Raw genomic sequence first — 17,642 nt, forward strand, 5'->3', positions numbered from 1 at the left:
ACTATGGAACGCAAAAACAAAACACGGATTATTTCTCTTTCTGTCATTATCGCCATGATTGCCAACCCCGCCCTGGCAGAAAGGCAGCGCGCCGATGAAGTTCGAATGCGCCAGTTAATGCAGCAAGCCATGCAAACCGGTGCGGTCCAAAAGTCCAGTTCTCGGCGAACGGGTGCGCAAAAAGTTTCAGCGGATATGTCCGCGGGGGTGGTTGTCGATCACTCTGCCCCCGCTCGTAATCAATCCCGTTTAAAAGAATCCTCTAACGGCACACTGGTGGTGGATATTGCCGAGGCCAGTTCGGCGGGAGTATCTCATAACCGCTATCAGGATTTTAACGTCGATGAAAACGGCCTTATTTTAAACAATAGCACCGCACCGGTACTGACCCAGTTAGGCGGTTGGACCGACGGTAACCGCAATTTAACTGGCGGTTTGGCCAATATAATTTTAACCGAGGTAACTGGCGCCTCCCGCTCCAACCTGCTGGGTCATATAGAAGTAGCAGGCCAAGCCGCAGAATTTGTACTCGCAAACCAAAATGGCATTACCTGTGATGGCTGCGGGTTTATCAATATTCCCCGGGCAACCTTAGTCACTGGCCGGGCCAATATGATAAACGGCAACCTGGATGGCTTTACTCTGGGTGACGGTGATTTTGTGCTCCAGGGCGATGGCATCAACGCCTCGAATGTTGACCGTTTCGATATCGTAACGCGCATGGCAACTATTAATGCCAGTCTTTACGGTAAAAAGGTTAACGTATTTACCGGTAACGACTATTTCTCTTACCGCGACGGTGTTATCAGCTCGACCGAAAACTCGCAAGGCTCTACACCGTCTGGTGTTGCGCTGGACGTCGCGGCTTTGGGCGGAATGTACGCACAAAGCATCCACCTGATAGGTACCGAAAAAGGTTTGGGCGTTAACAGCGAGGGTTTAATTCAATCGGTTGAGCAGCTGGAAATTTCGGCAGATGGCGACATTCGCCTAAAAAATGCGGTCTCTAATCAAGCCGTAACCATTGCTTCCGCCTCTGAGAGTGTCATTGCCGATGGGCAAGTGTACGCGCCGACAGTGGAGCTTATTGCAAGCGACACTATCACCAATACTGGCATGCTAGCCGCTCAAGATTCACTGTCATTGCAGTCGGACCGTATCGTCCAGCAAGGGAATGTATACGCAGGCCTGGCGGAGGATGGCTCACTACTCCCTGAAGCAAGATTTAGCTTGAATGGCGTTAATCACCTGGAAAATTCCGGTTTTATATACAGCGCGGAAGATTTGTCGCTGTCATTGCAGTCGCTGAACAATAATAACGGCCACATCGTATCCGGCGGGGGGATAAATTTTGAAGTTGCCGAGCGAATTGGTAATCGCGCCGGTGTGCTTCAGGCCCAAGGTGGCAATGTGCAGCTTTCCGCCGATGTGCTGGACAATCACATCGGAGAGATTTATACATCGGATCAGTTCGAGCTTTTTATTGATGTTGATAGCGACATAGATAATTCGCAAGGTACTCTGTTTGGCGCCGAGGCTATCAGCATCCAGGTGGCTGAAGGAGGTATAGAAAATTCGCAGGGGAAAATTAAAAGCCAGCGCATAGCGCTGAGTGCAGACGGCGTCGTCAATGATGCAGGCTTTATTGATGCACAAACCCTCAGTGTAAATGCCGGTAGGTTGGATAATCGCAGCGGTGTTCTGCTGGCGAGCGATACGGAAGGCTCGGGCCTTTCGCTTCAAATTCAGGGCGACATTGACAACGAGCAGGGAAGCATTCATTCCGCAGGTGAGTTACAGCTTTCCGCAACGGGTGGCCTGAACAATACCGGCGGCACCATCAGCTCCACCCAGGGTGAGCTAACGCTGAGTGTGTTAAATGATATAAATAACACACAGGGGGCGATCACCGCGCAGACCTTTACGCTCAACGCTACCGACCTGACAAATACCGAAGGCCTGCTGTCAGCCGACTCGTTCACCGGTGGGTTGCAAAGTATCAATAATCACCGGGGCAGCATTCAAGCGCAACAGTTACATATTGATGCCGCTCAGTATCAAAGCGCGGGCGGGCTTTTGCTCGCTCACGGTGAGCAGGCTGACTTGAGCCTGAACATTGAAGGGCTTATCAGCAACACTGCAGGCGCCAGCATACAGACGCAGGGTGAGAATTTTGATGTCGCTGCCGAAAGCTTAATCAATAACGACTCCGACATCCTCCATTACGGCCACGGCGATTTCAATCTTACCGCAAGCAATACTGACAATAGCGACGGTGTTATTAGCAGCCAGGGCGACATTCGCCTGGATATTTCCAGCCTGGACAATCGTCTCGGCGTCATTAATGGCGATGCTTTGTTTGTCACCGCCGATGATCTTGTCAATGACGATGGTCAGTTGGCAGCCTCTGATATTACCGTGGATGCGCACAGTATCAGCAACCGATCCGGGTTGCTCTCGGCTGCCAATGGTTTGAATTTGCAAACTGTTGCGCTAGATAACGCCGGCGGGGAAGTTTCTGGCGCAAGTGGTGTGGCTCTGTCTTTTGCTGCGAGCGATGCTTTGGATAATCGCAACGGGGTTATTGTATCCGGCCAGGTCTTACAGATTGATGCACTAGGGTCTTTGCGCAATACCGGTGTGCTCCAATCCCAAGGCAGTTTCACTTTTACCGCAGATCAGCTGGCGAATGATGGCCAGCTGCGCGGCGACAATGTGAGCCTCGAATTAAATCAGCTTACCAATCACAATGGCGGCTTAATTGAAGCTCAGTCGCTAAGCATTGATGCCACAGATATACACAACGCGGGGGCGATTCTTTCCTCAGGGGCGGGCGATCGGGACTTTCAGCTAAGCGTCGGCAGCTTTTTCAATACGGGCCTGCTAGAGGTTTATTCCCATAACCTGAAACTCAGTGATATCGCCTACGAGACACAGGGCGGCCGTATTATTCACCACGGTGAAGGGCGGCTTTCTGTTGCCACCGGCAATGTATTTGATAACCGTACCGGCACGCTTTATACCGCAGGAAGTCTGGATATCAGTGCATCGGTAATCGATAACCGCGGCGGTGAAATCAGCGCGGGTAAAAATCTGGGTTTAACGGTAAATGCTTTTAACAATGAACAGGGCCTGCTGCAATCGGGCGGCAGCTTGACTTTTGATTTGTCCGAGCTGAACAACCGCGCCGGTCGCATTCATCTGTTTTCTGATTCCGATTCAAGCTTTACCATTGAAAACACACTCGATCTTACCGACGGCGAGATTATCTCGTTTGGTGAAGGCGGCTTATCACTTGCGGCCAATCAGGTCGTGAACACTCGTGGGCAACTATCGTCCCATAGCGACATTCATATTCAGGCTGAGACATTTTTGAATCAGCAGGGTGTTTTATCCGCTGCGACTAATGTCACCCTGAACGCGGAAGAAATCGATAACCTAGACGGTGAAATAAGTGGCCACAGCGTCACCATTACCACGCCAAAGTTTGCTAACCACGGCGTGGTATCCGCGTTTTCGCAGCAGGGCGAAGCCTTGAGCTTTTATGTGGATGAGCTTATTAACCGTGGTTTACTGGAAAGCTACGGTGTGACTTTGGATTTGAGTGATACCCACCTAGACAACCGTGATGGGCGGTTGCTGCACCAGGGGCAGGGTATGCTATCGCTGCAGCAGCAGGCGCTGGATAACACCCGTGGCCAGGTGTACACCGCAGGCTCATTAAGTGTGTCGGCGCAGTCAATTGACAATACCTCGGGGGAGATTGTCGCTGAGGGCATAGCAAGCTTAAATGCCACCCAGGGCATTGTTAATTACGCCGGGGTCATTCAATCCCAAGACAATCTCACAATACAGGCAAATGAGTTACACAACGAAGCCGAAGGCTATGTGGTATCTCTAGGCCAAGCGGCGAATATCAATGTAACAAACCTTGTCAACGACTCGGTGATTCAGGCCGCTCACGATCTAAATATTGAAGCTCATCAGTTGCGTAACCAGGGGGAGGTCATTGGCACCGGCGTAATCCTGAACGCAAACCAAATGAATAATACCGGCCTTATCAGTGCTCAGAATTTATCAGCTAAGGTAGAACAACTACTAAATAACGAAGAAGGTATTGTTCAGGCCAGTGAGCTGGACATTCTTGCAGATAGTTTCGTAAATTCTGGCACCGTGATCGGCTACGGGCAAGACGCTTCCGGTACGTCGCTTAATGTTGATACATTGGCCAACACAGGGCGCATTGAAAGTTATGGTGGTGTGCTGTCCGTGCAGGCGCGCGAACTTATTAATTCGCAAGGGTTATTGCTTGCCTCGGGGGCACAGACTCATTTGGCCGTGGCGACCGATGCGTTCGATAACCGCGATGGTGTAATCGCATCCGGCCACGACCTGACGCTCGACACTGATAGTCTCATCAACGCCAACGGTGAAGTAAGCGCGGCGCAGACACTGCTTTTACAAGCAGCACAATTGGATAACGCCAGTGGTGTTATCTCTTCAGCGGCCGAGCTGGACATTACCGCAACTTCACTAAATAACACGGCGGATGGCTTATTAGTAGCGGATGAGCAAATCCGTGCAAATATTGCGAACTTTGATAATACCCAAGGTCGGCTTGCCACCTCGGAGCTTAGCCTCACCCTTGAGGCACTGCACAACGCAAACGGATTAATCAGTGCGGATTATTTCAGTATTGCGGCCGATAGCGTAGATAACACCGCAGGGCTATTACTGGCCACAAATTCACTTGAGGCCAGCACACTAGCGGTAACCTCTTCGCTCAATAACACCGCGGGTAGCTTACAGGTAGAGGGCGGTAGCTTTGCCATTAATGCACATGAGCTAAACAATGGTGGCAGCGGCCAAATTGTTCACAGTGGCGCAGGTGAGTTGGCGGTTACTGCAGGGCGTATTAACAACGGCGCCGAGTCTGTTATTGCCGGTGAAGCGAATGTTCAGCTAACGGCTGCTACTGACCTTGTTAACCAGGGTGTGATTCAAGCGGCTGATAATTTGGTGGTTGATACCCACACGTTTGAGAATAACGCGGGCCAGATTCTGGCCGATGGCGGTATCAGCATTCGCGCTGACACCATCACTAACAGCTCGACAAACGAACAAGTGCGTGGTTGGCTAAATGCCGACTGGATAGACATTACCGTCGCACGTTTCGTGAATGACCAATACGCCCGGGTAGAGGCCTCCGAGCTTGTGCTGTCCGCCACCGAGACAGTTAACCACGGGTTGTTGCTGGCGGCTGATGAGCAAGCTGCATCCAAGCTTGCGATTACGACAGACACACTGAGCAACAGTGGTCATATTGAATCTTACAATGGTGTGGCCACCGTACAGGGCGGGGTAATAGACAACAGCGGGGTAGTGGCACAAACACAAGGCCAAACGCTGCGGCTTGAGGCCGATACCCTGAACAATACCGGAGTATTGGCCGGTGATGGCGAGCTGACGGTAATTGCCGAAGGTCAGTTACATAATCAGGGCGAAATAGCCGGTACCGGGAGCGGGGCGGTTAGCTTATCGGCCGCCGAATTGATTAACGAGCAAGGTCTGCTCAGTGCCAGCACATTGGATATTCAGGCGGGGCAGCTGAACAACCTGGCCGGAGAAATCAACGCCAATACCTTAGGCATTACCACTCAGCAGTTGGTAAACGATACCGCCACGATTCTTGCCGCGAACCTTGCAATTGAGGCCGCCGACGTCATCAACCGAGCCGATGCCGACGGGCAAAGCTACCTCAGTGCCGATACTCTTACCCTTGATGCGAATACACTCAACAACACCGCCACGGTACAGGGCCAACAGCTGACGCTGGATGCCCATGCTCTGACGAATCGCGAAGGCACCATACTGGCCACTGGCGAGCAGGGCGAAAGCTTGCGGCTGCTAGCCGCCCAAGTAGATAACAGCGGCGGACTGATTGAAGCCCACGGAGAGCATTTGTCTATCGGCGCGGCGCTTATCAATCAGCAAGGCACTTTGTTGCATACCGGTAATGGCGTACTGACGCTATCGGATATCGACAACAGCGCTGGCCAGGTGGCGACGCAAGGCGCCTTACAGCTTGACGCTACCGACGTAAACAACAGCCAACAAGGATTGATTCAGGTGGCCGGTGCTGCCCAGGTATCCGCTACTCGTTTGAATAACCAAGGCGGTACTTTGGTGGCCGGGCAAGGTTTATCGTTAAACGTCGACGAGGTGCAAAACACCGATGGCGGTTTGGTGCTATCGCAATCCACCCAAACGGACGACTTTTTCTGGAGTGGCAGCACCTGGAATAACCAGTACGGCACCTTAGAAATTCATTCGGCTGATCAGACCTTGCAGCTTGACGGGTTTAATAACGCAAGCGGTACTCTCTATCACGCCGCTGCCGGCACACTCACTCTTGAAAGTCTCGCAGACTGGAATAGTGGCGACGGCGTTATCGTCAGCGATGGCGATATCGAGGTTCAAGCGCAGCAGCGTTTTACCAACAGCGGGACACTGGCAGCGAATAGCATTGAAATTTCAGCCACTGAAATGGAAAACCAATTTGACGGTTTTATCAATGCTGGTTGGATGAGCCTGGATGCTCAAACGGCCACTAACTTTGGCACCGTCCAGACTGGTCAGTTTTCGTTGCGCTCTGGTGTGTTGCGCAACCAGGCCACGCCCGCTGGTGACGGCAGCTACGAAGGTGGCCTGCTGATGGTTACCTCGGAACAAAACAATGCGTTTAGCCTCAACGGCAACAACCTGGAAAACAACGCCGGAGCGCGGCTGCAGCTCCACTCCGCCAGTAATCACATGGATGGACAAGTAATCAACCAGGGCGTTGTCGCCGCATTGGGCGAAGGTGAGCTGTCGTTTAATGGGCTGGTTAACCACCAGGGGGTGGTGTATTCGGGCGGCTCGATCACCGTGGCGCAGGGCAACTGGGATAACCGCGAAGGCGAAGTACGTGCAGAGGGTGCCGTGAATGTGGATGCATCGGCACTGAATAATACTAACGGAATTATCCAAGCCGCGACCGGCCTGAACATTAACGCTGATACCTTAATAAATACAGACGGCTCGGTGTTTTCGGAAAACGCCATAGCGCTATCGCTGCAAAACACTCTGGATAATTCGCGCGGCGCGGTGCTGGCAGAGTCTGGGGCCGTCACCATCCAGGCTGACACCTTGCTAAACGAGCGCGGCTTTATCGAACAAGCAGGCCAGGGCAACTTGGTACTGAAGCTTGCAAGTGTGTTGAACAACACCGGCGGCCAGATTAATACCGAAAATCATCTGCTCATCGACAGCGCACAAATTATCAATAATGCCTTTGCCCCATCGGGTGAAGATGACCGCCAGGCGATTATCAACGCCGAGCACACTACCCTTACGGCAGAGCAGCTGAGTAACAGCGGCGGTTACATTCAAGGGCAAGAATTTTTGTCGTTGGATATTAATCAAATAGACAATCGCGCCGGCACCTTGATTGCTATGGGTGAAGGCAGTGGCAGTTTTACGCTGCAAAGCGAACTTTTGGATAACCGCAATGGTGGCTCGTTGCAGGTGTTCCAACACGATCTATCGCTCGTGGGGCTTGAGCTGGATAACACCGGGGGTATCATCGAGCACCGCGGCCAAGGTTTATTTACCGCGAATAGTGAATCCGTATTGCGCAACGCGGGCGGCGTGATTCAATCGGCAGGCGACATTACGTTAAACGCTGCCAGTATTGATAACACCGATGGCGCCATTGCGGGGCGGGGCGTGACCTTAACCGCCGAAAACACAATTCACAACGCGAATGAAGGCTATATCGCCGGCGATACCCTAAACCTTTCCGCCCAGTGGGTGGATAACACCAATCAGGGTATTGTGGCTTCGGTGGGCGAGGGTGAAGACACCCTGAGCTTAAATGTTAATAAATTTAGCAATCACTACGGCACCGTGCGCAACAGCTCCACCCATTGGGATTTTGTGTTTGGTGAAATTGACAACGAAAACGGTACCGTTATTCACACCGGTAGCGGACTGTTTAATCTCGACCACCCCGATACCCTCACCCTTACTGGCACCGTAGCCTCCACAGGGGATATTCACGTCAGCGCCAGCGACTTGCACAGCACAGGCAACTTACTGGCCGATGGTGATATGACTCTTGATATTACCGGAGCAGTGATTAACGCCGGGCAGGCTATTATCCGTGCCGGCGAAGAACTGAGCGTAACCGTGGGAGGGCAAATAGACAATTCGGGTGGTATCACCGCCTTCTCTGGCTTTGACCTTACCGCCAGCGGTGCGCTAAATAACAGTGGCATTATCGTTACCGATTCACAAAACGCCACAATAACTGCCAGCCGCGTTAGCAATAGTGGCGATATTGCCCACAATGGCACGGGCGCCTTTACCCTAAACACCACCCAACTCGACAATGGCCTGTTGCCGGGCGCTGCTGCTGTGCAAAGTGTCGCCAGCTCTCAGAGTGAAAGCACAAATGAACCTGCCGGCACCCTAAAAACCGGCGGTACTTTGGCAGCCAGCGGCGTTGTGCTGAATAACAATGGCGTTATCAGTGCCAGCACCTTGCAGTGGACAGACTTTGACACTCTGGTGAACCAGAGCCTCGGTCGGATAGAGGCCGGCAGCATTCAACTAAGCGGTAATGCCCTGGACAATGCCGGGCAATTGGTCGCTACCGGCACGTCGGGTTCGATGGATTTGGCCGTGGCCACACTGACTAACCGAACCGGCGCAACCTTGGCCAGCAACAGCCAAAATCAATCGTTTATGGGGGACGTAATCAATTCGGGTAGCATCGTTCATGCGGGTACCGGGGTTTTAAAACTGGGCAATGCCGGTGTTATGAACATTAGCGGCGGCACAGTTTCCACCGCGGGCACTGCGCAACTTAGCGGTAGCATTACCGGCGCGGGCACGGTATCGGCGGCCGAGCGTATTAGCATTACCGGAGTGGGTACTTTTACTAACACTGGCAGCACCCTTTACTCCCAGGGCGATATCGACATCAGTGCCGCGGTGAATAACCAGCAAGGCGTTCTGATTGCCGATGGCGTTTTGGATATTGATACCAATGGCACTATCGAAAATAACCATGGTCACTTGCAAGGTGGCCGGGTGCAGCTAAACGCCTCGCGGCTTAATAACACCGGCGGCGGTAAAATACTGTCTACCAGTGGCGGCAGCGGTTACATCAGCGTAGGAAGTCTTAATAACCAAGGCGGTAGTATTATCGCCAATAACGCCAGTTTTTCGGTCGCCACCAGCGGCGCTCTTAATAATACCGATGGCAGCATTCAACACACCGGTGGCACGCTCACGGTTACAGCTGACTCTGGGCTAAACAATACCAGTGGCAAAATACAATCCGCCGGTACCTTGCGCTTACGCGGCGGCCCTATTGAAAACGACAATCAAGGCCTACTCTCTGGCGCTGTGCTGGACATAAATACCAGTGCGCTGACTAACTCAAACCAGGCAAGAATTATTGGCACCGGCTCTGGCACTAGTGAAATTATGGTTTCCAGCTTGACTAACTCTGCCACTATGTCGGCAGGTGGTTCTGGTTTTAACGTGGATGTGGCAAATACGTTTAATAACACCGGCGGCACCCTGGCCTTTACCGGCACAGGCTTGCTGGGGTTAACCTTTAACCAATACCAGAGCGATTCTGACAGTAATATTCGCAGCAACGCCAACCTTTCCTTGCAAACCACTCAGGCCCTTGGCAACGCCGGTGACATATCCGCAGGGGGTTTTCTCAGTGTTTATGCACAATCGTTTAACAACGCTAGTTCCGGCCAGGTGGACAGCGGTAATGTGCTTGCTATTGATACGGAAGACGGCAGCTTTAGCAATGCCGGTACGGTAAGTGCGGCTGAGGCACTAGAAGTAAAGACTTCTAACTTTTCCAATAGCGGTACGCTCGCGTCAGATAATATTCTGTACTTGGACATGGATACCCTCAATTTAGGCAGCGGGAAAATTGAGGCCAAGGGCCTGTTGGATATTCAGGTAATCAATAGCGTTAACCTTGGTGCCAACGAATCCTTAGTCAGTGAGGGTAGCCTCATTCTTGCCAGCGAGGGCAGTATTTTTAATGGCGGCACTATATCAGCCAACGGGGATGTCACGTTAACTTCGCAAGGTTTAACCAATGATGTGTCGGCTGTGATCAGCAGTGGCGCTACGGCGGAGCTAAACATTACCGGAAACCTGAATAATAGCGGCACCATTGAAAGCTCAAGCAACGTAATTGTTAACGCCGAGAATGTACTAAACAATCATTCTATTCGCGCGGGAAATAATCTTGAGCTGTTTGCCGATAATATTGCCAACCAGAACAACGCCGTATTGTACTCCGGCACCTCCATGACTTTGGGAGTAAGCGACACCTTAAATAATTACTACGCCGATATCTTGTCTTTAGGCACAATCAGTATCGGAGGTAAGTCTGCGGGTAGCAGCGCCAACGTTATTCAAAATACCGGCGGAACTATCAATTCTTCAACAGATATGAGCTTGTCGGCCCAAAGCGTCGTCAACTCGACAGAGGGGGTCAGTGAAGAGTATTTGGGCTTAACCGATACCACTGAAGACAGTACCTATGTCGCGTTTCAGGAGAAATGGGGCAACGGGGCAGAAACTTCAGAGGGGCAAGCACTGCTATCCGGGATGACTATCACGGAAGGTTTTCATCCTGGCAGCGTTCCTCTACAGAAAGACCTTCAGTTTTACGATAAGAAGCTCGTAACAGAAAAAGAGTACTTCACCACTGTGGTTAGAACGGAGGGTAAACGAGCCGGATTAATTTCATCCGGTGGCAACATGGCTTTTTACAATGCAGATGTGATCAATGCCTTTGGAAATATCACTGTTGGCGGAAACCTCACCGCTCAGGGGGCGAAGCTGGCCAGTTTTAATACCGCTAAAGATCAAACTGATGTAATTACCACTACCTACGATGAATACCATGTTGAGTATGATGCCTACGATACTGATGCGAACGGTATGGAAACATACAGGGAGGAATACAGATTTGTTGGCTATAAAAACCGCAATCAGGAAGAATCCGTCGAAGGCGCCGATGTTAAGTACGGCCAAATTAACGTTGCGGGAAGTATGGCGGCCAGCTTTGAGCAGGATATTTCATTTGAGGGAAGTAGTAGTCTTGACGGAGTGGACGAGCGTTCAATAAATGTCAACAACACCGCTGAAACGGTTGGCCGCCTCCAAGACAAACAAGATGAATACGCCAGCGTAACAGGCGACGGCGGTAGAAACGGTCAGAAAGGAAATACCAACCAGTCGCAACGGCAATATGCAGACCAGGAAACCGGGCGCGATGGCGATGCCACAGCCGGTGGCGACAAAGAAATACACGTAAACATTCTTTCTCGCCAAGCTGAGGATGCCACGGCCAAGCAGGCTCAGGCCCAGCAAGCGGCTGCCTCTACGGCGCGGCCCACGCAAGAGCGCGCCGAAGCGGGTGATGACTTTGTACAACAACAACTGCAAGACTTAATTGCACGCTACACACCAGAGCCAGAAGTTTCCGCTGCTGAGCAGGCGCAAGGCAGCGATGCGGGTGTGGATGGCACCGGCGCCCAGCAGCAAGCATTGGCAGATGGCGAATCCACCCCGGTAGCCGGTACCCAGGTAGACGGTAATACCGAGGTGGAGGCCAGCAACACAAATACTGAAGGCGGTAGCCACACGTTACCGGCGGAAAATACAGATCAGCTGGCCGAGTTTAAAAGCCGCGCCGCCGAACAGGGCAAAGAAGTGGTGCTAACCCCGGGTGGCCAATACGTGATGGTGGACCCGAAAAAACCCGACGCCTCGGGGGCGCAAAGCCCCACGGGCGTTGAAATTTCTACCGCGCCGGCTGACTACAACCCCGAGCACTTAGGCGGCCTTTACGTTGAAAACACCGCTCCCGAAGGGCAATACCTGGTAGAGACCCGCCCGGAATACACCGAGTACGGTAACTTTCTGGGCTCGGACTATTTGCTAAACGCCATTGGCTACAACCCGGATAAAACCCAAAAGCGGTTGGGGGATGCCTTTTATGAAACCCAGCTGGTCAACCAGGCGCTAGTGGGCCAGGCCAACCTGAGTTTTGGCGCTTACGGCGTGAGCGACGAAGCGCGCATGCAGCACTTGATGGACAACGCCATCGCCGCCAATGGCTCGATGGAGCTGGCCGTGGGTATTGCGCTTACCGCAGATCAAGCGGCCAGCCTTACCGACGATATCGTCTGGATGGTAGAGGAAGAAGTAAACGGAGAAACTGTGCTCGTTCCCCGGCTGTATCTGGCAAGTTTAAGTCAGGATGACATGCTGGCGAATGACAGCGCCCTTCGTGTGGGCGGTAATGTGTATGTTGAGTCTGGCGGTAACATAACGTTTAACGAAAATGTTCGCAGCCGCGGCACCATGAACTTTTCGGCCGATGGTGCAATTGATCAAAATGCCAACCTCACCTCTTTAAGCGGTTTAGGGTTAACGGCGGGTGAAACACTGACTAATACCGGCACCTTACAGGCAGACTTGTTAGAGCTAACCGCAGGCGGCGATGTTACCAACCTTGGTTCGCTGGGGGCCGACCGGGGGTTATGGGTAAACTCTGAGGGCGGCAGTATTATCAACAGCTCGGTGGCCGATATGGTGTCGGGCGGTACCCTTAGCCTGACGGCGCAGCAGGATATTATTAACCAGCAAGGCTACCTTGAAGGCGTAGACGTTGCTCTAACTACCGAACTGGGCGACATAGTTAACAGAACCGAATTCGAACAACTTGAATACAGCACGGCCTGGAGCCAGGGTGTAAAAACCAAAGTGGGTGAAGCCTCGGTGATTGTGTCTCATAACTCACTGTCGCTGGATGCAGGCAACAACCTTGAATTGCAAGGAAGCTCCCTTTCTGCCGACTCATTTATTGCCCTTCGGGCGGGCAATGACATTCAGCTTGAAGCGATAGAGAAAAAATCTACTTATCAATCCCTCCATCACGACAGCGAAGGCAGCCGGGTTGAGTATCAGGTTGCGAACATTCAAAGCGGCGGCGACTTATTAGTCGATGCCGGGCGCGATATCAATGCCGAGGGTACTCAGTTTGGTGCCGGTGGCTTTGCATCAATAAGCGCAGGCCGCGATATTAACCTGGAGGCCGTCGCCAATAGCCGGCACAGTCGTTTCGATTATGGTGACCGTAAAGGCGAGCGCGAGGTAATAACCCACACCCAAGCCAATGTTATTGGTGATCAGGGTGTTAGCCTTAAAGCCGGTCAAGATATTAACTTAACTGGCAGCAATGTTATTTCCGAAAACGGCAATATTCGTTTGCACGCCGAGCGCGATACAAACTTGGTGGCGGTAACGGATTCTGAGTATCACTATAGCTATGAACGTAAAGATAAATCGTTTGGCCGCAGTGAAACCCGCGAGTCGGAAAGCTACGATGAAACTGTCGTGGGTAATAACGTGTTGGCAGGCGGGCAAGTTTTTATAAATACCGCGTTGGATGAAGAAAATGATCAGATAAATCTGCTCTCGAGCCGAGATGTAAACATAGTGGGCGGCAATATTTCCGGTACGGATGTCACCATCGGTGCAGGTCAGGATGTCAACTTAGTGGCTTCTGAAGAAGTGCACACATCGTTTGAACGCGTTCGCTCTAGTGGTTTTGGTGGTATTAGCGGTAGTAGCGACAAGGTCACCGATGGGGCAGCGCTTCAAGTCGGTACATCGGTTACGGCGAGTGACAACGCGACAATACTCTCGGGCCGTACCACCACCTTGGCGGCAAGTGGTGTTAACGCCGGTGAGGATATAGAAATCCAAACTGGTCTGACAGACGACAGCGGCGATTTAAATCTGCTGGCGATGAATGAAACCACCTACCATAAAGAAGAGCACACCAGCCGCTCCTTCTCACTCAATATTGATAGCAGCTCAGTATCGTGGAGCAAAGAAGATAAAAATGAAACGGACAATATTAATCAGGTGTCCATTGGTAGTGTGCTTAACGCTGGCAATAACGTCACCGTTAATTCGCGTAATGATGTAAATATCCAAGGTGGCCTAGTGAACGCCGGAAAAGCGGTGGGTATTAAGGCCGCCGGTGATATCAACGTCACCGCCGCTACCTCAAACAGTCAGCAAAGTGAAAGTCAATCCGTGACTCGTTCGGGTATGAGTTTAAGCACTGACTCCAACGGCGTTACGTTCTTTAGTGGTGATCGAACCGAAGAACAGGGGCTAGAGGGCTCTATTGCGCAAAGTAACGGTAGCCTGATAAATGCTGGCACCAATGCAGTCTTTGATGCGGGCAATGACATTACCATTGCCGGCAGTAATGTTGCGGCTGAAGACGACATTTCTCTCTCAGCCGAAAACAATATCAATATTGTCACCAGCGTAGAGGGAAGCTCCACTGCGACAGAAGACACACTGATTAAAGACGGTTTAACTATCCGTGCTAATCACAATATTGGCGATGCGGTAGATACGATTGGCGCCCTTGGCAGTGGCGACAATGCTGTCAGTGATGCCAGCGGAGCAATGGAAGCCGCCGATGCGATCAGCAATATCGGCGCTAGTGCCAGCGCTCATCTTGGGCAAACCACGACCACCACCCGCAACACCGCCGACAGCCAAGAGGCGATAGGATCAAACCTTGCGGCCGGTGGTAATGTCACCATCGACGCCGGTAATACGGCTACGGTAAGCGGCTCCACCGTCAATGCCGAAGGTGATATTGATATAGACGGCAAAGACGTCAATATCCTTGCTGCCGATAATACTTACACCAACACCAACAGCACTGAATACTTGCAAGTCGGGGCGACCTTACAGGCCACCAGCGGTAATGCCAGCCTTACCGCCGGGTTTAGCCAGTCTGAATCTGACCTCACGGATACCATCATCACCAACACAGGCTCGGTGCTCAATGCCGGTGGCAACCTCAATGTAACCGCTGAAGACGAGCTGACCGTGACCGGTAGCGACATGAACGCCACCAATATTGCGCTTGCCGGGCACAATGTCACGATTAATGCTTCTGAAGGGCTGGAAGATTCCAGTTCGGATTCAGAGCACTTAAGCGCCGGGGCGGGTATTAACTTTGGCTCAGAGGGCATTGGCTTTACCGCCAATATGGCCATGGGTGAGAGTGAGTTAGACAGCACGACAACGACGCGTCAAAACAGCCACATTACTGCCACGGATAATCTCAGTATCACTAGTGCTAACGACACCACCATTGAGGGCGGCAACTTACAGGGTGCCACCGTCGACATGAATGTGGGCAACAACCTTACCGTGGCTTCGGTACAAGATATTGGCATGGTGGAAGGCGAACAATGGGACGTGAGCGCCAGTATTACAGTCGGTGCTGGGGTTTCCGGCGGTGCTAGCGTGGGCTACGGTGAAACAGAAGGCTCCAGCGCCTGGGTGAGCGAGCAGACCAGCATCATTGGCTCTGAATCCGTCAACATAAATGTCGGTGGTCACACTCAAATCGACGGCGCACTGATCGCCAACATCGATGAAAACGGCGAAGACCAAGGTAACTTGGTACTGGATACCGGCACCATCGGTTTCAGTGACATTGAAGATCACGACGAATATGAGAGCTTCTACCTTAACGTTGGCTTTAGTACCGGTGGCGATGCCGGTGCCAACAGCAACACCGGTGCCAGCCAAGATGAGCAAGGACCAAGCTGGACAGCGCAGGGTAACTACGCCGATCACGATTACCGTCAAACCAACTACGCCACCGTGGGTAATGGCAATATCGTTGTACGCGACGACCCCGATGTCGATCTGTCGGGTTTAAACCGGGATGTCGATAGTGCGCAGGTTACTACTAAAGAGGATTCTACTAACGTTGATGTGTATGTGAGTAGTACGGCGATTGAAGCGATTGGTGGGTTGTTTGCGGAGGATGATCCGGAGACGGCGGAGAACGAAAATACGCTTGAGCGTTGGGGGAGTAACCTGAAGGATATTGTAGCGGTAGATACTTACACCGCTATGGGTCATAAGGTTTCTCAGCTAGCCAATCCAGAGGAAATTGCAGTAGGGTGGGAACAGACGAAAAAAACATTAGGCATTACATCCGAGCCGCCACCCCAGTTAACCGCGTCCATGCAGCGCCGTAATGACGAAATCATCGAAGAGCAAACGGCTAAAGTCGCAGCTAGATATGGTGAGGAAGCCGCACAAAATTTAGATTTCCTTCATGATGAGACGGGTGCGATCGTCGGTGCCGAATACAACGGTATGCCTCTGATTGCGAATGACGATGCGGCGCAACAACTTGCGTCAAACTTAAAAGTGAAAGAAGAAGACTTAGCGCGTCGAGAAGGTTACGACAGCACTCTAGCTTCGAATCAAGAGCGCATTGATAGTGCCGAAGCCATGCTCGATGAACCAATATTACCTAGTCCAGAATTTTATGGTGCCATCGCATTTAGCAATCAAAATATTTCTGATATCAACCGTGAAATTGTAGGGGGTATTAGGTTGGAGGATACCATCGGAGATAATATTGGAATGTATTACCCTGTTGATGGCGATGGCGTATATTCTCTTTCAGGGCCAGTAGTTTTGGGGACGCGGACAATAGCTTTGGGAGGAGATTTAGGTATGGGGCCAGGAGTTACTGCTGCGCTCAGCTATAACTGGGACCATCATGGCAATGCTGCGATTCATTTCACGCTTGGAGGTGGCGGCGATACCGGAAGTGGTGGTGTTAACATTACTTATCAGAGTACTACTGCAAATAATATATTTGACCTTGAAAGGTGGGCTGGGCAAACTCAAGTGGGGGGTGACTTAATTTTGGATGTGGATAAAGGAAAAGTCTTTGGTGATGGGTTTACGGGAAACTATACGGCCTTGGGGTTAGACTTTTTGCCTGCCGACATTCCGATAACCTACTCAGGTCACGTCACATATACGTGGCCGATATTAAACATAAAAGACCAAAGAAGAGAAAGTGGAAAAGATGATTGATTTTATTTCTGAAATTTATCAGGTTATGGGCGTCATTGTTGCCATTTTTTGCTTTCCTCTGGTGATCTTTTTTATAATATCAGTATATTTTAAGGTGTTCAGGAGAAATAGAAAAAAGTCAGTTAATTTTGCTGTAGCCTTTGTTGTAAATCTAGCGTTAATAGGGGGAGGTAGTTTTTTACTTAAAGCTTTTTCAGCCATAGCTGTTATTAATGAAATAGATGAAATAGCTAGTGGTCATAACTTTTCTGTAAAGATTAACAGTGTTGATTTTTCATCAGGTGAGGAGCTGGTGGAAGATTTTGTTAGTCGTAATGTCCCTCCTAAAGTTAGTGGGTCCCATCCTACGAAGAAGATCTCTGTTGAGATGAAATCTTCGCTAGGCGAAATAGAACTAGAGCTCTTTAGAGATTCTCGAGAACATAACCTCTATTGGGTATGGTATACGGGTTATCGAGGAACTCATAACGGTAGCTTTTTAGTTCAAACAGACTTATTTTCTGATTATTAGTATTCGAGGTCCGCGAGACATATGGGGTCGTTGATTTTTGAGGGTGGTTTGGTTATTTTCGATTTCTAAGGTTAGGACAATTGATTTGTTC

Annotated in this window: 2 protein-coding genes; both read left to right on the forward strand. The window is 51.2% G+C overall.

Translation table 11 applies throughout. The annotated features are described in order from the left end of the window. Window positions 1-3: 3 nt before the first annotated feature. Window positions 4-17,040, forward strand: a complete 17,037-nt coding sequence (locus NHM04_RS12405) for a hemagglutinin repeat-containing protein (protein WP_254264103.1) — start codon at window positions 4-6, stop codon at window positions 17,038-17,040. Then, a complete protein-coding gene (locus NHM04_RS12410; protein ID WP_254264104.1) occupies window positions 17,024-17,551 on the forward strand; it encodes a hypothetical protein in 528 nt (175 codons plus the stop codon). The genes NHM04_RS12405 and NHM04_RS12410 overlap by 17 nt, the downstream gene beginning before the upstream one ends. The last annotated feature ends 91 nt before the right edge of the window (window positions 17,552-17,642 follow it).

The organism is Gilvimarinus sp. DA14 (genome assembly GCF_024204685.1).
GTDB lineage: Bacteria > Pseudomonadota > Gammaproteobacteria > Pseudomonadales > Cellvibrionaceae > Gilvimarinus.

Bases quoted from the DNA above. Each gene is read 5' to 3' on its own strand.
- NHM04_RS12405 (WP_254264103.1), top strand. From the start codon at position 4: ATGGAACGCAAAAACAAAACACGGATTATTTCTCTTTCTGTCATTATC.